This is a genomic window from Micromonospora sp. WMMC250 (genome assembly GCF_027460215.1).
Lineage (GTDB): Bacteria > Actinomycetota > Actinomycetes > Mycobacteriales > Micromonosporaceae > Micromonospora > Micromonospora taraxaci.
Window position 1 is genome coordinate 4,582,360 of sequence record NZ_JAPZBJ010000002.1, and the last position, 16,524, is coordinate 4,598,883.

Here is a 16,524-nt window from a genome sequence, read left to right on the forward strand (position 1 = left end):
CGTGCCCGAGGAGAAGCCGTGGCCGACACGATCGCCGAAACCGTCGACCTGCTCTACACCATCGACCAGGACCACCTCACCCTCGACCAGCAGATCGCGCTCGGGTCGGCGCTGGCCGCCCTGGCCCAGGCGGAACGACTGGAGCTGATCAACGAGCGGTTGCGGGTGATCCATCAGGTGCTCAACACCTGGGCGATGCGCGCCGCAGCCACACCTGACGTTCGCTGATCCGCCCCCACTCCTCGGCACGGGCAGCGGGTGTCGGGTGGCGCTTCGACCGCTCCGCAACCGGTGGTCGTCGATGGCGGGGAACGCGACGGTTGTCGAGCTGTGCGAGACTCCGGCGCACAGTCCCCCTGAGGAGATCAGATGCAGCTCGACAACTTGCAGAGTCAGCACCAGTTCCACGTTCGCCAACGACTGCGCATGATGGTCAACCAGTACGAGGTCCGGGCCGTCGCCGCGGACGGCACCGAGGGTGAGCTGCTGGCGTTCGCGCAGCAGAAGCGCCTCGCCTTCAAGGAGCAGGTGACGATCTACACGGACGACTCCAAGCAGCAGCCCCTGCTCGGCTTCAAGGCCCGCCAGCGCCTCGACCTCGGTGCCACGTACGACGTCACCGACGCCGCCGGCAACGCGATCGGGCTGTTCCGCAAGGACTTCGCCCAGTCGCTGCTCCGTTCCACCTGGCACGTCGAACAGGCCGGCCTTCCGCAGGTGACCGGCCAGGAGCGCAGCATGCCGGTGGCACTGCTGCGCCGCTTCGTCGACTCGTTGTCCTGGCTGCCGTACCACTTCGACTTCACCACCGGCGGCCAGCCGGTCTTCACCGTGGTCAAGAAGTGGGGCCTGCGCGACAAGTACGTCGTCGAGGTGCAGAACCCCCAGATCGATCGCCGTCTGGTCATCGCGATGGCCGTCGCCCTCGACGCACTCCAGGCCCGCTGACCGACCCGCATGTTTCTCGGGCTGCTGGCCGGGGATCACGGCCTTGGGGCCCTGATCCCCGGCCAGCGGGCCCGCGCGACGGCACGCGCCCGAACGCCTCGGTGCCCCGCGCGCCCGCCAGCCCGCCGCCCGCCGCCCGCCGCTGGCAGGCTCTCAACCGGCACCCGGCGCCGACATCGGCTCAGGCGGCAGTTGTCGCAGTGCTGCTCCGGCTCGGCCACCTGTCGGGGCCGGGCGGGTCAGCACAACCCTTTGGAGCTGATGTCGTCAACGCATCGCGCCTGATGTCGTATCCGGTTCAGCTCCAGAGCGGTGCCCAAGCTGATCGGCACCCGAGTGCGGGCGGAGCTGCCCAGCGGCTTGCGCAGCAGCACTGCCTGCTCGTTCAGGCGCGCACCGGGCCGGCGCGGGCCGTCGATGTGGCGACCCGGGTCAGTCCGGGAAGTGGAGTGAACGCCACCTCGACGGTCACCAGCACGTCCAGCCCGTCGAGGTGACAGCCGACCATCCGGGCAGCATTGCGGGCGACGATGTCGGCAGCGGACGCGCAGGCCGTCACGTCCCCGTCGAGAGCCTGGGCGGCTCCGGCCAGCGCGCCGAGATCGGATGCCACCATGGCCCGCTGATCGGCCATCCCGGCGGCGGCGATGGCAGCGCCGAACGTCCCGAACAGCACGAGGACCAACCCCATGGCCAGCAGCAGGACAGTGGCACCGCCGCGCTGCCTGCCCGGGCCGCCCTGGTCGATCCGCTCGACGGGTCCACACCCGAGACAAATCGACAGGCACGTCACGGCTGCCCACCGGCGACGCCTGGTTCCACGGCGGCGACAGCGGTCGCGACGACGGTGATCCGTGGTAGCCGACCGCCCAGTGTGCGAACGGGCGCGCGTACCGTCGCCCGTACCCGGCCGCCGTCGACGGACACCGACACCTCCGCCCCTGGCGGTGCCGCGTGCCCCGCCGCCAGGCTGCCGTCCTCACCGCGGGCGGCGGCCAGCGCAGCTTCCCGGGCCGCGTGGAGGCAACTTGCCTGCGCGCTGACAGCGTTGACCGAGGTCAGGCCAGCAAGCAGGAGCAGGAGAAGCGCCGGCAGGCCGGCCGCCAGTTCGGCGGTGAACGACCCCCGGTCCCCACGAGCGGCCGATTGGACGGTTGCCCACCCGCCGCGACCGGCCCGTCCCGAGGGGCCAGACCGTGAACCGCGACCGGCCCGCCGACGCCTGCTCACTTCAGTGCCCGGTCGATGACTGCGGTCAGCGCCGACTGGACGTTGCCGGAGGTCAGCACCTTCAACAGGATGCCGGCGAAGGCGACCGCCGCGAGCGTGCCGACCGCGTACTCGGCCGTGTTCATTCCGGCGTCCCCGCGCAGGCGGGCGAGCAGTTTGCGCATGACTGTTTCCTTTCTCGTTGGGGTCAGAGCACGTCGCCGAGGACGGCGACGATCACCGGCACCAGGCCGGCGAGAATGAACGCCGGCAGGAAGCAGAGCCCCAGCGGCAGGACGATGAGCACCCCTGCCCGCCGTGCGGACGCCTCGGCGGCGGTGGCCCGGTCAGCACGCAGGTCGTCGGCGAGCCGGGTCATCGCCCCGGCCAGGGCGGCACCGCTGTTGGCCGAACGCAACGCCGCTGCCGTCAAACGGTCCGCACCGGGAATCCCGTCCAACGCCGACCACGCCTCCGCCGGGCCACCGCCGAGCAGGAGCGTGCGGCCGACGCGGGACAGGCGACCGGCGAGCGGCCCGTCCAGCGTCTCGGCTACGGCCAGAATCGAGCGGTCCACCGGGGCACCGGCGCGCATCGCCGCAGCGAGAAGATCAGCGGCGAGCGGCAGGTCGGCCGCCTCCTGGAGCCGCCGCTTGCGGGCAATGGGGGATTCGATCCGCCGCAGGAGACGATCCAGCAGGAACGCGGTCGGGACCGCGCCCAGCAACCCGAACCAGCCACCGACGACGACGGCCACGGCAAGCCCACCCAGAGCTGCCGCGAGCCGGATCGTGTCCGGCCGCAGCCTCGATGATGAGCTGCGCTTACCCGCCGAGCTGCGTCGACTCGCTACGCCGATCTGGCTCGTCGGGCCTCGGGACTTCATCCGGTCCGCCCCGGTGTCGCGCTCAGTCGTTCTGCCCAGAGAAGGCCCACAACCTGCAGGGCGACGGCGAGAACCGCACAGGCCCCACCGACCCTGCTGTGCAGGAGCACCGCCACCGGGTCGACGCCGATGCCGTACCCGAGTCCGATCCCTCCGACCGGCAACGCCGCCAGCAACCAGGCCGTGGCTCGGGCGCCGGCCGCCTGTGCCGCTGCGGCGGCCAGACCTCGGTCGGTCGCCCGAGCGTCCGCCTCGATCCGCTCGACGAGCTCCGCGAGCGGAGCACCGGTGCGGTCCGCCAGTCGTACCGCTGCTGAGGTCAGCTGACGCAGCCGGTCCGGCCCGTCGGCGGCGACGTCGAGCGCGTGTGGGACTGGCAGGCCGGCCCGGAGGTCCGCAGCGAGGCCGCAGAGGTGGTCCAGCCCGCGTCGTCGGACCTGTTCGATGCTTCGGTTCTTTCGCCAGCGCAGCACGGCACGCACTGCCAGCGTGCCGTAGCTGGCCAGCGCGACCGCGGCCACCGGGCCACCGACCACGGCGCCGACGCCACCGCCCAGGAGGCCGGCCAACGGCAACACACGTGCCGTCGGCCGCGTGGTCCGCGCTCCCGCGACGACGCTCGGCCCGCCGTTCGTCGTGTCGGCCGTTCGCTGGTCACCGGGCTCGAGATCGCCGCTCGTCCTGGCCCCGGGCGAGCTGAACGGGGCGCTCCGGGAGCCTGCTGCCACGTCTTGCCGCTCGACGGACGGCGCTGGGCGGTCGACGTCGACCACGTCTAGGGCGTCGATCGTGACAGCTGCCACCGTCGTGCCGCCCCCACCTTTTGCGCCTGAGGTCGTGTCCTCCGGTCGTGCGGTGCCGGCTGGCCGCCGAGGGTCCCGGCGGGTCGGCGGACGCGTCGGGCCCGCCGGACCCGCGGACCTCCCGGACCCACCCGCTCCGGCCGGCCCGCCCAACCCGCCGGGCCAGCTCGGTCTCCCGGTGGCGTCCCGGGCCGACCAGCCGAGGGCTGCCGATTTCACGCCGGCCTGTGGCTGGTAGGCGATGCCGACCGGACGGCCCACGGTCGGCGAGTCGCCGGCTCCGTCGACAGGCCCGTCCGGTGTACGGCCGAGTTCCCGGATCCACTCCACCAGTGCCTCGTCCGGGTCGGCCCCGGTCTTCCCGCGTCCCGTCTCCAACACGCGACGTCGGCGAGCCCGGACGCTCTGCACCGGCCACGCCACCAGCGCGGCGGCGACCAGGAGCAGCGCCGCCACCGCCATCGCCCCGCCGGTCATGCCGGGCCTGCCGATCCGGGCCACGGCTCGCTGAGGATCGGCGGCACCGCCACCCCGCGCTCCCGCAGCAGCGCCCCGAGCGCGCGGGCGGCCAAGCCGAGGCCGCTGCCGCGCACCCAGGCGGGCACCACTGTCACCAGGCGCTCAGGCCCCTCCGGCAGCAGCAGGCAGACCGACTCCAGGACACGCCCTCGGTCGCCTCTTCGCACCTGGAACAGGACCTGAAGGGCGGCGGCGACCTGGGCATGCAGCGCGGCTCGGGGCAGGCCGCCCAGCATGCCCAAGGCCTCCAGCCGGGCCGGCACATCGGACGGGGTGTTGGCGTGCAGCGTGCCGGCGCCCCCGTCGTGGCCGGTGTTGAGGGCACCCAGCAGGTCGACCACCTCACCACCCCGACACTCCCCGACTACCAGGCGGTCCGGCCGCATCCGCAGGGCCTGCCGGACCAGGTCGCCCAGGCCGACGACGCCCGATCCCTCCACATTGGCGGTACGCGCCTGGAGCCCCACCACGTGCGGATGACCTGGCCGCAGCTCGGCGGCGTCCTCCACCAGCACGATGCGCTCGGTGGCCGGCACCATGCCCAGCAGCGTGTTGAGCAGGGTCGTCTTACCGGACCCCGTCCCACCGGTCACCAGGTACGCCAGTCGGGCCGAGACGACGGCGGCGAGCAGCGGTGCCACAGGTCGCGGCACCGTCCCCTGACGTACCAGCTCGTCGAGGGTGAACGGTCGGTGCCGGAAGGTCCGCAGGGACAGGTACGGACCTTCCGTCGCCACCGGCGGCAGCACGGCGTGCAGCCGGGTGCCGTCGGGAAGCCGGGCATCCGCGTACGGAGATCCGTCGTCCAGCCTCCGGCCGGCGCTGGCGATCAACCGCTGCGCCAGCCGGCGTACGTCCTCGACCGAGCCCACCGGCACCGCGACCTGTTGCAGCCCCGAACCACGGTCGACCCACACCCGCGTCCCGTTGACCAGGACGTCGGTCACCTCCGGGTCGGCGAGCAGCGGAGCCAGCGGCCCGGCGCCCACGAGGTCGTCGCGCACCCGGTCGGCGATCCGCAGCACTGCCGTGTCGCCGAGCACCGCGGCATTGGGCTCGGCCCGTACCGCGGACACGATCGCCGCCGGCGTCACGGGAGTGGTGGCGGCGGCGATGCGCTGCCGTACGCGACCGGCGAGGGTTCCGTCCTCCGGCCTGCCGCTCATGCCGCACCTGCCGACGGCACGCCGGTGAGGTCGGCGACGATCCGTTGGCAGAGTGCGGCAAGAGGTCCTTTGCCCGCGGCGGCGGGTGCCTCACCTCGCTCCAGCCCTCGACACAGCCCCGGCTCGGGACGCAGCGTGCCCGCCAGTGGGAGACCGAGAGCCCGTGCGACCTCGGCCGCGCGTAGCCGACCGGGGGCCGGCCCGCGCACCACCACCGAGAGCGCCGCGCAGTGCGGGGCGGCAGCGGCCACGACCCGCGCCGCCGCGGCGGTGGCGCGCAGCTCGGCCGGGACGACGACGAACGCCTGGTCGGTCGACTGCAACGCCACCACTGCCGCGTCGTCCAACTGTCGGGGCAGGTCGACCACGACGAAGTCCCGCCCGCGTCGGGCGGCGTCCACTGTCGCCGCCATCGCCGCCGCCGGCAGCGTCAGCATCTCGCCGCGATCCCAGGAGAGCACCACCAGGTCACCTCGACTGGGCAGGGCCTGCACCAGCGCCGGGGCGTCCACCCGCCCGTCCGCACCGGTGAGCGACGGCCACCGCAGCCCTTCCAACTGTTCCCAGCCCAACACCAGGTCGAGGCCACCACCGAGGGGATCGGCGTCGACCAGCAGAGTGCGTAACCGGGCCCGCGCGGCGGTCACGGCGAGGCCACCGGCCAGGACGCTCGCCCCGGCACCGCCCCGACCGCCGAAGACCGCGACGATCCGGGCCCCGACGCTGTCCGGACCGCCCGCGTCCTGCTCGGCGAACCGGTCCACCAGCCACGATTCGGCGGCGGGCAGCATGGCGACGTACTCGGCCCCGACCAGCTCGGCGATCTGCCAACCGGGGTCGAGCTGGCCGGCCCGACCGACCAGCACCAGCCGGGCTCGCTGCGGCAACCGGGCACGCAGACATGCCTGCGCCTGATCGATGCCGAGTATCACCAGCGGCGCGGGAACCCATCGGGTACGCGCGGCCGCCAGGTCGCGGGCGAGTTCCACCTCGGTCCCGCCTGCGGCGGCGAGCCGGAGCACGTCATCGAGCAGATCGTCGTCGCCGGTGACGACCAGCGGGAGCCGGCGGATCGGCGGGACGGAGGTACGGGATGGCATCGCGGCCTCCAGCGGTCGGGCTCTGGTATGCCCCGACCCTGCTCCGAATCCGCCCCACGATCGGCCCCAGTGCGGTCGCCTGTGGACAACCCGGTGGGCTGTGGAAAACGCCCGCCGAGACAGTTGATCTGCTAGGTGCCTGGGCATTTCCGCAGCTGGTGCCGCTACGGGAAAGACAGCGGGGCCGCTCCAGAAAGGAGCGGCCCGGCAGATCCGGTGTGCCCTCACCGAACGGCTGAAGCACCGTCACGGCACCGACCGCGACCGCCAGCGTCCCGGCCGTCACGGCAGTGGAAAGCAGTGGTCGAGCGGGTCAACCAGCCTCGCGGACCAGGCGGTACAGGTCGTGGCGGACGGTCGGCCAGTCATCGCCAACCGCGTGTCGGGCGGCACTCACCGCGTCGAGCGCTGCCAACCCGCTGCCCGTCGCCGCGTACAGGGCGTGGACGGCCGAGGAAGCGCTGCGCACGTCGGCGTCCTGCACCGTGAGTCGGTGGATCACCCTCAACCGGGCTTCCTCGTCCAGGGTCACGCCCCGCTCGACGGCGTCCACCACCTGCCGCACGAGGTCGTCGTCGCTGAACCTGAACCGCGTGGTGACCGCCCGCACGGCAAGCGCCAGCGCAGCCCGCCGTACCCGCTCCGGCGCGGCCCGCAGCCGCGCGTCGAGGTCGGGCTCGTCGTGCCCGAAGTTCGAGGGCGGCCTCGGATCGGGCGGGATTGACCCGAGGCGTACCGTCACCCACGGTCCGGCCTGCGGATCGGCGCCCTCCTCGCCGACCCACTCGGCGGGCAGCCGCACGCCGGTCCGCCGCTCGACGAACGCCATCGCCGCGGCAGTCACCTGGTCGGTGCCCCGCACGGCACGCACGTCGGCCAGGTCGTAGTCGAACGTCGCCGGGTCATCCCCGTACCGCCGGTCCGGATCGTTGATGTCCATCCAGGCGAGCACCTTGCCGTACACCGCGTAGGTGAGGCCGCCATTGCCGTTGATGGTCCAGTCGACCGTGTGCACCCGCAGACCGTCGCTGGCCCAACGCAACACCTCAGGTCGGCTCAGCGCACAGCCGTTGTCCTGGAGAACCACCACGTTCGGGCCGATCTGCGCCAGGTCGGCGAGCTCGCCCGACTGGCTGCCACCCGACTCCACACGCCTGGCCCGAAGGCGCTCGATGACACCGTCGACGGTGGCCTCGGCACTCGCCGGCTGCACGACAGCCCAGCTCAACCCTTCGGCGAGCCAATCACGATCGGCCAGGAAGTCGTCGTAGTAACGCACCATGTCCGACACCATCCGAACACGCTACGACGGTCGTGATTCCCTGTGGGCTCCCAGGAGCTGGCGGGCCGCTGCCGGCAGGCGTGTTCGGCTGTACGACAGGCCGACGCGCTCCGACGCGCAGCGACCCTAGGCTGACGCTCATGTCGTGGAGCATGCGGTGATCGACCTGGACGAGCGCGATCACCAACCGGCGGAGTCGAGTGCGACTGCCCAAGACCACGCCGTGACCAGACAGAAGGTGGTTCTGGGGTTCGCCGCCGTCTTCGTCGTCGGCGCTCTGATCGGCGGCTTCGCTGTCCAACGACGAGCGTCGCACGAGCAGCGGGAGCGGAACTCAATTGTCGCACTCGTGGCCTTTCCTCAATCGGCCAGTTTGGGAAGCCCGACCTTCCAGACAGCCACCCTGGAAGGAGGCAGAGGCGCTCCCCAGGTCAAAATGACCGGGCATTTGGTGGTGATCAACGCCGGTCCCGCGCCGATCACGGTTAGACAGGTTGCCGCGGAAAGGCCGGGAATGGCGTTAGCCAGCGCTGGACAACCCCGGCTGTCACCCCTTGGCGGCACCGGTGAGCTCGTGGTCGAGCTGTTGTTCGAGTGCTCGGCCGCGTTCTTCCAGGAGCCGCTGCCCATGGCCTTCGAGGTCGAGACCGAGGACAAACACGTCCGAGAGGTCAGCTACCCGGTCACCCTCGCGGGAAGCGACTGGCAGCGCGTCGCCCCGGCCAATTGCGGGAGCGCATAGACACGGCGGACCTATGCGAGCAGACCACCGCTGCGACTGCGACGCCGACAGATTCTCTGACGCATCACCCAATGACCAACGACGATTCTGGATCACCCTGAAGGACCACCGTCATGGGAGTTCCACTTCCGGATCCACCTCGGTGCGCTCGCCCGCCTACGGTCGCTCGCAACGCCGACTGGACAGCACGGCGCTCAGTAACCTCCACCGCTGCCGACCCTTCAGGCGGTGGGCTGACGCACCGGGCGCGGGCAGGCGCTCCACCGCATCCGATGCTTCGCCGACCACCGGTTGCCCGAAACAGCCGACCGAACCCCGGGGTAGGCGCGATGCTGGAACCGAACGGCAGTCGATCGGCTGACACGTGCGGAGGTGGCAACGCATGCCCGACGATCCCCGATACCAGCAGGCTCTCGACACCGCGCAGCGCCTACTCGGCCAACCGTTGACCCTGCCGCTGGCCGACGGGGAACCTGCGGTCGGTCAGGACTTCCGACGGCTAGCGACCGAGCACACCTTCGGCGACTCGTGGCCGCGGCCGGGCCTGGACCTGCGGAGCCGCTGCCTGATCTCGGTGGCCGTCGCGGCGGCGCTGGGCACCCACGAGCCGCTGCGGGGGCAGTTGCGCATCGCGCTGACGTCCGGCGTGACCAAGGAGGAGATCGTCGAGCTCTTCATCCACCTGGAGGCGTACGCCGGGGCGGCCCGGGCGTTCGACAGCTACCAGGTGGCCGCGGCGGTCTTCGGCGAGCACCGCTGACGACGCTGCCACCACTCCGCCTGCCGCCGATCCGCCTCCTGGGAAGCGGGCCGCCGCCAGGCCTGCCACGTCAGGCGGACCTTGACGGCTCGTACGGACGCAGACGGGTTGGGCGGTGGCCGCGTCCTGGCTGTTCGTGACGGCTCTGCTGCTTCTCTGCTGCTACCGACGCTGGAGACACCACCCAAAGGCGGCGTCGACGATGGCAAGGAGGGCCTGTGTGCGCTGCGGCGGAGTAGCGCTCCCAGAAAGGGACGACCCCCGTCGGGGGGAAAGTGACCTGACGTAGCAGCGAGTGTGATCAAGTGCCGTACCGCGTGGTCAGACGTAGCGGTCGTGCCGTCGAGCATGATCGAGAGTTGTCGCGCGGTACGGCACTTGCTGACGATCTGCTGACTCTCGAATGAGGCGCTGCGGGTGCCCGAGGACGGCCGGAGGCCGCCCGCAGGGAAGGCCGCGAGCGCGCCAGGTTCCGGACCCCTGCTTTGCAAAGATCAAGACCGTTGTCGGCTGGCGTGGGTGGCTCCCGTTGACCTGCTCGCCTTGTCGCCTCATGTCGACCCCGGGCCATCTCCGTCGGCGGGCTTGGCTGTACGGATGGCTGTACAGCCACCCTTTGATCCGTAGATTCCCAAGACCATGTCGAACCTGTCCGACGCGGTCCGTCTGGTCCTCGTCCTCAGCGGTCCGGCAACTCGGTCGGTCCCGTCTGGTCCGGTCCCGTCAGCTTGCCGCTACTGGCAAGTCGCGGCACGGCTAGTTAGTCGCTTTCGCACCAACGTCTGCCATAGCAGAATCGCGTCATCCGAACAGAAGGTGCGCCATGGCAGACGACGAACCGACTCCGAATGGACTTCTCATCGCCGACCAGGAGCTAGCAGCTGCGGTTGGGCGGGTAGCGATGGAGAGCGCGCTTCAGGAGGAGCTGCTCCGAGACGTGCTGGCCCTCCTTGTGGGAGATAGCGGCTGGATCCTGTTCGAGGGCCAGAGCGCCGAATGGCTCATCCAAGCATGCCGCATCAGCCTCAACGAGGTTGATCACTGGCACTCCCGATGGAAGGAAAGTGATCACGAGCGGTTCAATGAACTGCTGAGGCAGACGGACCACCTGCGGAAGATCCGGAATGTAGTCGTCCACGGCCGGTGGGAGGACAGCCCGTACAACGATGAGGTTGTGCCGCGCCCCTGGGGAGCCTGGGAGAACTCTCAGGCCTATTACTGTCTGCGTAGTCGGCTGCGGCGAGGCTTCGAAACTCGGGCGTTCACAGTCCCGGACCTCACGCGCCTCGCCGAATCGATTTACGGTAACTCGATCGATCTCGCCGACCACGTTCGGCAGATGCACCGCGCCTGGGTCGGCAGCAAGTACCCCGCATTGCCTCGCTGGCGCAAGCGCACTACTGCGTGAGTAAGGCCGATCTCTGAGGAGGGCCGGGGTTCGGGGCGGAGCCCCGAGGTCTCCAAGGGCTTGGTCGTCCCAAGCGTGGCCGGCCGGCGCGGCCCGCTTGCGGGCCGCCTTGATCATAAAGAGACTGTTTCGGCAGTGCATCGCCATCACCGGTGTCCATCATCCGCCCGAGGAGATCGTTGCCGGCCAGGTCGAGCGGACTTCTCGCTTACAAGTTCTGGGCGTTCCGTCCGGGTCGGTCCACGCACGTCTCTGACGTCGGGCGGTAGTCCGCTGCCCGCCGTACCCCGGCCCTCAATGTGGACCTCGTTGCTGTCAACGTAGCTATCCGACAGCGGCCTACCGGCTACGTCCGGCGATTCCGATTGCGGTGCTCCCGTAGCCAAGCAACGGCGCTCCCCGTAGCGACGACGGTGCAGGCACCGAACGTCAGCGGCACCCACCACACGCCACCCGGGTCTAGCGCAGTGGCGACCGTCAGCCACAGGCACACCAGCGCAAGCGCGGACCACACGATCGGGAACAGGGCACACCTTGTCGAGCCACCAACGCTCACTCCTCATCCAGCCGACGATCTTGCACCAATCTATATCCGTCTATAGGTACGGGCGAGCCGCCATCAGCCTGGGAATCATGTTGATCGGTACCGCGAGTCGCTGAATCACCGTGTTGGCCGCCACCTTGCATCGACGTGCAACTCCTCGGCACGCCCGTTGCGGCCCGGTGTCATCCCCTGCGACGGGCACGGATCGGGCACGAGCAGAGTCTCTGTCTCGTGCCGAGCGGTTGCCGGTAGAGTCGGGCGCGCCTCCCTTCAACAGGTGCCGCCGGGGCACCCGAGGCGTGAGCCGAACCCGTGGGAGTAAGAGGCGGTGTGGGGAGACCACACGCGTGGCGCGCGACCGGTGCCCTGAATAGACCCCATCGGACCCGGCACACATCAACCCTGGACTCCTTGACCCCCAAGCAACCAACACGGGGCTTTGGCATGCCGTTTCACGGGCCTTGAACTACTGAAACCGTCCATCAGTGCCCCTGCTCGTCCGCTGGCGTCCGTCCCGTTCGTCACCCATTTAGTCACCCGGGCGAGTTGCAAAATCCTTACATCAGTCGTCCGCAGCAGCAGGCAAGGCATCTCACACCCCTTTACGTCGACATTGGCAGTTCTCCCAGTTCGCGACGAATCTGATCGGTCAATTCATCGCGCAACTTAAGCAGGTCCTGCCATCTTGCCCTATTAACTTTCCATAACTCGTCAGTGGATAGGCTTTGAGTGATTTCCGACTCGGATACCATCGGGGTTCGCTCTTGCCGACGATCGATCGTTGCCCTCAAGCCTCTAATGTTCTCGATCTCGTCCAGCAATGCTGTGTATCTACGTCGAACCTCTCGGGTGCCAAACGCCTCAAGTCTGGCACTCAACAGAATGCCGTCTTCCGGCTTGCGCGGCTGCGGGACTGGCCCACCAATCGCGCCAACAAGGGGAATTGCATCAATGATGTCGTGGGAAACCTGAACCAGAAGGTCGATGTACACCTCTGACCGGCGCTGCTCTTTGCGTTCCTCGCTTCGGATCTTGCGATCCCTAAGCCCTATCGACCATGTAGAAGCGATACCTGCCAGCCCTACAACGCCGGCTACGACGGGAGCGACGACCCAATCCCATGCCATAGGCTCAGTTTGGCCTGAAGTCTCGCGAATCCCTAGCACCCTCGTTGTCCGAAGCCATCCCTGTCTGCCGTCGACCCGCCCTCCCGGGAGCGGGCCACCGCCCGGCCCGCCACGTCAAGACGGCCTTGACGCCCGGACGGACGCTGGCGGGTCGGGCGGTGGTCTGCTCGGCTTGCCCGGGTCGCCGGCTGGCGGGATGGCTCGCGCAACCACCCACGGACCGCAACCCGCCGACGGGGTTGCAACCATCTCGGAGCCCGAGCGCCCCCGCCGGAGGCGCAGTAACCGCAACCCCGCGACCGCCGCCAGCTCGCCGACGGGCCAGCGTGCGCTCCGCTACGCCGCGCGGGCTCGTGGCCGCGCGGCCCGGCCGGCTGCCGGCTCACCACCTGGCCTACGCTCCCTGTCGTTCTGCGGCGGCCCCTTGGGCTATCCGCTTTCGCGCCAGCCGCCAGCCGCCAGCCGCCAGCCGCCGGGCGTGTTGCGTGGCCGGAGTCGGAGCGCCAGCGGAGCGACGGACGCGCGCCCAGGCGGCGGCGCGTGCGGCCCGTTCAGGGCCGCCTTGAGGACGAACAGAAACTCCGCGCGGTCGGCGCTATCCGCACGCTTTCCGAAGTCGCTCGACCGCGACAGAAATCTGTTGTTCGGGACCAGGTCGACTCGGTCGCCACTCAGCAAGTAAGGGTCGGACGACATCGACGAACCCGGTGAGCTCCTCCATCGTGCTCGGCTCGGGTAGAGCGTCTAGCGCCGCGACTCCAGCCATGGTCACCTGATGCCGGTGGGCGTTCGTCGGTGTGTCCTGCCACCCGGATGAGTCGCGCCACTCCTGCACACGCTGGCGCACCTCGGCTGCGGCAGCTCGGATTACAGCCGTCTGCTGGCGAGGTGTGAGTTCGGCGCGGGCGTGGAAATGGTCGACGGGTTCCTGCGGCGGCGTGTCGGCGTCGCGCATGGCGGCGATCGTACCGCCACCATGATCAGTACTGCTCGCGCTTGTACTGAGCGACCAGGGCCACTCAGCCGGCGGTTCCGTTCCACTCCGGGGCGAGGATTGAGTAAAGCTGCGAGTCACGCCAGGCGCCGTTGGTGAAGACGTGGTCGCGTAGCCGGCCTTCGTACTGCATCCCGAGCCGCTTTGCGACAGCGATGGAGGAAGCGTTGTCGGGTCCGATAGCTGCGGTGATGCGGTGAAGCTTCAGCTCTCGAAAGCCGTAGTCGATGATGGTTCGGGCTGCGTCGGTGGCGTATCCGTGGCCCCAGTGTTCCGCGCCGATGGCGTAGCCGAGCTTGGCGGCCTGGTGCCCGGTGAGGCCGAGGCGGGCGAAGCCGATCATCCGGTCTGAGGTGTCGGCGACCGCTAGGTAGTACTCGGTGCGCGGGTCGAGCTGTGCGCGGCTCACGGCCCCTTCGACCATGGCAACGGTGGCGGCCTGGCCGCGGCTGTCGAAGGACAGCCACTGCGTGACCCGGTCGTCTCCAACGATCGCCAAAGCGTCGGCCGCGTCATCGGGTCGCAGCTCGCGAAGTGTGATGACGCGGCCGGGGATGGTGATCGGGTACATGTGCTGATGGTGCCTTATCGAGGAAGGGCGTTGGCAGGCGTGTGCGTGAAGTGCTCGATGCCATCGATGAGGTCACGAGCGTCATTGGCGTGGCCGGCACGGGTAATGGCCTGGTGGACACGACGAACCGAGTGGATGACGCCGTTGATGCGCTGATCGGCGGGAAGATCGAGCACGGGGGCGAGGGCATCAGCGGCTGCATCGAGTTCTCCGCTGGCGACGCGGGCAATGGCGAGGTTGGTGTGGGAGCCGGCCTGGTCGCCGAAGGCCCACGCCGGGTCGTAGCGGTCGGAGTACGCCTGGACGGCACGCAGTGCGTAGCGCTCGGTGGCGTCGGCTTCGCCGGGCAGCCAGGCGAGGGCGTCGCTGGCGTAGTAGAGCGTGCGGGGCTGGTTGAAGGTACAGATGCCGCCGATCTCGTCCATCTCGTCGGGGCGTACCCGTGACCAGGTGTCCTCAGCCTCGGTGATGGCGGCCTTGGCCTGTTCCGCATTACCGAGTGCGGCGTAGGCGCGTGCAGCGCTGACGGGCAACCAGACGGCGGAGGTGCCGCCTGCTTGGGTGGCGTACTCGCGTCCGGCCTCGGCGTAGCGGACGGCTTCGGCGTACCGGCCGGCCCAGTAGGCGACCAGCGATTGAAGTCCGCGGAGCCAGGCTTGCAAGCCGGGGTGGCCGGACTGATCAGCACAGAGAACCGCGGTGCGGGCTTGCAGCATCGCGGAGTGCGGGTCGGCCATGTCGTGGGAGACCTTGGCGAGTAGGCCGCTGGTGATGCCGGCGAGGAAGTGCAGGTCGCGCGACTGGGTCGGCTGTTGGCGACGTTCGAGCAGCGTGAACAGGGTGTCCTGAGTTTCGGCCAGGTCCGGCAGGATCTGGCTGACCGGTCGCTGCGGGTAGGCCAGGGCGAGGCGCTGAACGTCCTCGGTGAGCTGGTCGATGGCTGCCGGGGAGGTGGCTTCGGCGGCGAGCATTGCGTACTGGCGGGCACGTTGTGCGGCCATGGCGAGGAGGTTCCTTTCCGGGCCGGCGCCGGTGGGCTCGACGATGAGATGTCGGGCCGGCGCAGGGGTCAACTGGTGGGATGCCCAGGGGCGCTGCAATTCATCGACCGGCTTGCCGAACATGGCCTGCAACGCGCGCCGGGTGGCGGGGTTTGATGAGGCCAGGTCCCGTTCGCCACGGGCCAGCCGCCCGAGGTGCCGCGCGCTGATCGCCGCGCGGGAGTCCATGCGGCTGAACTCGTCGGCAAGTTCCTCGTACGTGCGGTCGCTGCACTGGATCAGGTACTCCAGAACAGTGCGAGGTTCGCGGCGATCTCGGGCCATCGTCGACGCCTTCCTGATGGGCTATCTCCACGCTCACCTGCGCGAGGTCCGGAGCACAACGCAGGTCCTCATGGTGTCCGCCCGAGGTCCGTCAGAGGTGCTGTTTCGGTCCTCGATCGGTCTCCACGACCGGGTGTTCTATCTCCACCATGGACATCTCACCCATCGCAATTGTGCGCGTACTCACCGCTGAGATGCAGCTGTCAAAGCTGCGTTGGTGGGATTACCCGGGCTGTCCCGGCGTCGGTGGCTGCGTGCGGCCGGCCTCCGTAGTCACAGCGACGGACTCCTGAGCAGGGCACCGGAGCGGGTGCCGGCAGGCAGTTCGCGGCGTCAGCCGCAGCCACAGCCCGTCTGCTTCGGTGCCCCATCCACCGATCGAGGGCGGGCGGTAAGGACTCCGAAGCCTGGTGACGTCCTACACGTCGGCAGCGACGCGTCCGTGCAGTTCAGCGGGAATCGCTCGCTGATCTTCCGAGTCATCAAGGTCTGCGACCGGCCCACCTACGAGGGCTGGATCTGGCTGACCGGTTACTCACTCGATCGGGCGGGCAAGGCGGTCGATCGGCGAGAGGTCTTCGTGCAGCGTGCCGGCTTGCGGGTGATCGTTCCGGCTGCTGCTCCCGCCACCGCGCGAACTCCATCCGCTCCCCCAGATCAGGCCGAACGAGTCGGCACGAATCGAAAGGCCCGCACGACGGTCCCAACTTCGAGGAGGTAGCGGTGGCCATGCATTCGGTTGGTGTGTTCCGGGCGGCGTCGCGCCTGGCCCGACTCCATCCAGAGCAGGTGAGGCGAATTCGTTTCCGTCGCACCAAGCTCGGACGGCGTGGCTTGGCCGAGGAACAGGTCTACGCCTTCCTCCGTGCTGTGGTCGACGAACTGACCGCGCGGGATGGCGTCGAAGCCAGTCTTCAGGCAGAGAACGTCCGCTTGAAGACCGCCCTGAGGCAGTGGCAAGGCAACTTCACCCCTGGGCCCAGCCGGGCCCCCAGCACGGAGCGAAGTACACGCCCGAGGACCACCCCGAACGAGTACGGCTGACCTCCGCTGGACTCACACCTCCGACTCAGAACACAATTTCGCCTGGTCGGGCGCGCTCCCACCAGAAAGGGACGACCCCCGTCGGGGGGAGACGGG

At 69.5% G+C, this 16,524-nt stretch carries 17 protein-coding genes; 6 read left to right on the top strand and 11 right to left on the bottom strand.

Features of this window, described 5'->3' with window-relative positions:
* The first annotated feature begins 18 nt into the window (after nucleotides 1-18).
* Nucleotides 19-228, top strand: a complete 210-nt coding sequence (locus O3438_RS20525; RefSeq protein WP_088986720.1) for a hypothetical protein — start codon at nucleotides 19-21, stop codon at nucleotides 226-228.
* Between the two features lie 141 nt (nucleotides 229-369).
* Entirely contained in the window at nucleotides 370-948 is a 579-nt protein-coding gene (locus tag O3438_RS20530; protein ID WP_269681466.1) for a hypothetical protein, read from the top strand.
* A gap of 385 nt (nucleotides 949-1,333) precedes the next feature.
* On the opposite strand, the gene O3438_RS20535 is transcribed toward O3438_RS20530, so the two are convergent.
* The 8 genes from O3438_RS20535 to O3438_RS20570 all read right to left on the bottom strand — a co-directional run bounded on the left by O3438_RS20535 (nucleotide 1,334) and on the right by O3438_RS20570 (nucleotide 7,925).
* Nucleotides 1,334-1,639 carry an Rv3654c family TadE-like protein gene (locus tag O3438_RS20535; protein ID WP_269683701.1) on the bottom strand — a complete coding sequence of 102 codons (306 nt, stop codon included), beginning with the start codon at nucleotides 1,637-1,639 and terminating at the stop codon, nucleotides 1,334-1,336.
* A 98-nt stretch (nucleotides 1,640-1,737) separates the two neighbouring features.
* On the bottom strand, nucleotides 1,738-2,178 hold the full coding sequence (locus tag O3438_RS20540) for a TadE family type IV pilus minor pilin (protein WP_442929630.1): 441 nt from the start codon (nucleotides 2,176-2,178) through the stop codon (nucleotides 1,738-1,740).
* Nucleotides 2,175-2,342, bottom strand: a complete 168-nt coding sequence (locus O3438_RS20545) for a DUF4244 domain-containing protein (protein ID WP_076470820.1) — start codon at nucleotides 2,340-2,342, stop codon at nucleotides 2,175-2,177. The genes O3438_RS20540 and O3438_RS20545 overlap by 4 nt, the downstream gene beginning before the upstream one ends.
* Before the next feature lie 23 nt (nucleotides 2,343-2,365).
* Nucleotides 2,366-3,043, bottom strand: coding sequence for a type II secretion system F family protein (locus tag O3438_RS20550; protein WP_269681467.1), 678 nt, complete (start codon nucleotides 3,041-3,043; stop codon nucleotides 2,366-2,368).
* A complete protein-coding gene (locus O3438_RS20555; protein WP_269681468.1) occupies nucleotides 3,040-4,323 on the bottom strand; it encodes a type II secretion system F family protein in 1,284 nt (427 codons plus the stop codon). The genes O3438_RS20550 and O3438_RS20555 overlap by 4 nt, the downstream gene beginning before the upstream one ends.
* Nucleotides 4,320-5,531 carry a TadA family conjugal transfer-associated ATPase gene (locus O3438_RS20560; protein WP_269681469.1) on the bottom strand — a complete coding sequence of 404 codons (1,212 nt, stop codon included), beginning with the start codon at nucleotides 5,529-5,531 and terminating at the stop codon, nucleotides 4,320-4,322. The genes O3438_RS20555 and O3438_RS20560 overlap by 4 nt, the downstream gene beginning before the upstream one ends.
* Entirely contained in the window at nucleotides 5,528-6,631 is a 1,104-nt protein-coding gene (gene ssd, locus O3438_RS20565; protein ID WP_269681470.1) for a septum site-determining protein Ssd, read from the bottom strand. The genes O3438_RS20560 and ssd overlap by 4 nt, the downstream gene beginning before the upstream one ends.
* Nucleotides 6,632-6,944: 313 nt before the next feature.
* The gene (locus O3438_RS20570; RefSeq protein WP_269681471.1) at nucleotides 6,945-7,925 is read right to left on the bottom strand and encodes a DUF6461 domain-containing protein; all 981 of its coding nucleotides are present in this window, start codon (nucleotides 7,923-7,925) and stop codon (nucleotides 6,945-6,947) included.
* Between the two features lie 133 nt (nucleotides 7,926-8,058).
* On the opposite strand from O3438_RS20570, the gene O3438_RS20575 reads away from it, so the two are divergent.
* The 3 genes from O3438_RS20575 (at nucleotide 8,059) to O3438_RS20585 (ending at nucleotide 10,823) form a co-directional block, all read left to right on the top strand.
* Entirely contained in the window at nucleotides 8,059-8,655 is a 597-nt protein-coding gene (locus O3438_RS20575; RefSeq protein WP_269681472.1) for a hypothetical protein, read from the top strand.
* A gap of 382 nt (nucleotides 8,656-9,037) precedes the next feature.
* Entirely contained in the window at nucleotides 9,038-9,415 is a 378-nt protein-coding gene (locus O3438_RS20580; RefSeq protein ID WP_269681473.1) for a carboxymuconolactone decarboxylase family protein, read from the top strand.
* An 823-nt stretch (nucleotides 9,416-10,238) separates the two neighbouring features.
* Nucleotides 10,239-10,823, top strand: a complete 585-nt coding sequence (locus O3438_RS20585) for a hypothetical protein (protein ID WP_269681474.1) — start codon at nucleotides 10,239-10,241, stop codon at nucleotides 10,821-10,823.
* Between the two features lie 1,146 nt (nucleotides 10,824-11,969).
* Here the strand turns inward: O3438_RS20585 and O3438_RS20590 are convergent.
* The 3 genes from O3438_RS20590 to O3438_RS20600 form a co-directional block, all read right to left on the bottom strand.
* Entirely contained in the window at nucleotides 11,970-12,494 is a 525-nt protein-coding gene (locus O3438_RS20590; RefSeq protein WP_269681475.1) for a hypothetical protein, read from the bottom strand.
* 1,019 nt (nucleotides 12,495-13,513) lie between these two features.
* Nucleotides 13,514-14,059, bottom strand: coding sequence for a GNAT family N-acetyltransferase (locus tag O3438_RS20595; RefSeq protein WP_269681476.1), 546 nt, complete (start codon nucleotides 14,057-14,059; stop codon nucleotides 13,514-13,516).
* A 14-nt stretch (nucleotides 14,060-14,073) separates the two neighbouring features.
* Nucleotides 14,074-15,384, bottom strand: a complete 1,311-nt coding sequence (locus O3438_RS20600; protein ID WP_269681477.1) for a hypothetical protein — start codon at nucleotides 15,382-15,384, stop codon at nucleotides 14,074-14,076.
* Nucleotides 15,385-16,113: 729 nt separating this feature from the next.
* Here O3438_RS20600 and O3438_RS20610 point away from each other — a divergent pair.
* On the top strand, nucleotides 16,114-16,428 hold the full coding sequence (locus O3438_RS20610; RefSeq protein ID WP_269683702.1) for a DivIVA domain-containing protein: 315 nt from the start codon (nucleotides 16,114-16,116) through the stop codon (nucleotides 16,426-16,428).
* Nucleotides 16,429-16,524 lie beyond the last annotated feature (96 nt).

Excerpts from the sequence above, each read along its gene's own strand:
- ssd (WP_269681470.1), bottom strand. The coding sequence starts at position 6,631 with ATGCCATCCCGTACCTCCGTCCCGCCGATCCGCCGGCTCCCGCTGGTC.
- O3438_RS20600 (WP_269681477.1), bottom strand. The coding sequence starts at position 15,384 with ATGGCCCGAGATCGCCGCGAACCTCGCACTGTTCTGGAGTACCTGATC.
- O3438_RS20610 (WP_269683702.1), top strand. The coding sequence starts at position 16,114 with ATGCATTCGGTTGGTGTGTTCCGGGCGGCGTCGCGCCTGGCCCGACTC.
- O3438_RS20550 (WP_269681467.1), bottom strand. The coding sequence starts at position 3,043 with ATGAAGTCCCGAGGCCCGACGAGCCAGATCGGCGTAGCGAGTCGACGC.
- O3438_RS20580 (WP_269681473.1), top strand. The coding sequence starts at position 9,038 with ATGCCCGACGATCCCCGATACCAGCAGGCTCTCGACACCGCGCAGCGC.
- O3438_RS20560 (WP_269681469.1), bottom strand. The coding sequence starts at position 5,531 with ATGAGCGGCAGGCCGGAGGACGGAACCCTCGCCGGTCGCGTACGGCAG.
- O3438_RS20570 (WP_269681471.1), bottom strand. The coding sequence starts at position 7,925 with ATGGTGTCGGACATGGTGCGTTACTACGACGACTTCCTGGCCGATCGT.
- O3438_RS20585 (WP_269681474.1), top strand. The coding sequence starts at position 10,239 with ATGGCAGACGACGAACCGACTCCGAATGGACTTCTCATCGCCGACCAG.
- O3438_RS20595 (WP_269681476.1), bottom strand. The coding sequence starts at position 14,059 with ATGTACCCGATCACCATCCCCGGCCGCGTCATCACACTTCGCGAGCTG.
- O3438_RS20535 (WP_269683701.1), bottom strand. The coding sequence starts at position 1,639 with ATGGGGTTGGTCCTCGTGCTGTTCGGGACGTTCGGCGCTGCCATCGCC.
- O3438_RS20545 (WP_076470820.1), bottom strand. The coding sequence starts at position 2,342 with ATGCGCAAACTGCTCGCCCGCCTGCGCGGGGACGCCGGAATGAACACG.
- O3438_RS20555 (WP_269681468.1), bottom strand. The coding sequence starts at position 4,323 with ATGACCGGCGGGGCGATGGCGGTGGCGGCGCTGCTCCTGGTCGCCGCC.
- O3438_RS20530 (WP_269681466.1), top strand. The coding sequence starts at position 370 with ATGCAGCTCGACAACTTGCAGAGTCAGCACCAGTTCCACGTTCGCCAA.
- O3438_RS20590 (WP_269681475.1), bottom strand. The coding sequence starts at position 12,494 with ATGGCATGGGATTGGGTCGTCGCTCCCGTCGTAGCCGGCGTTGTAGGG.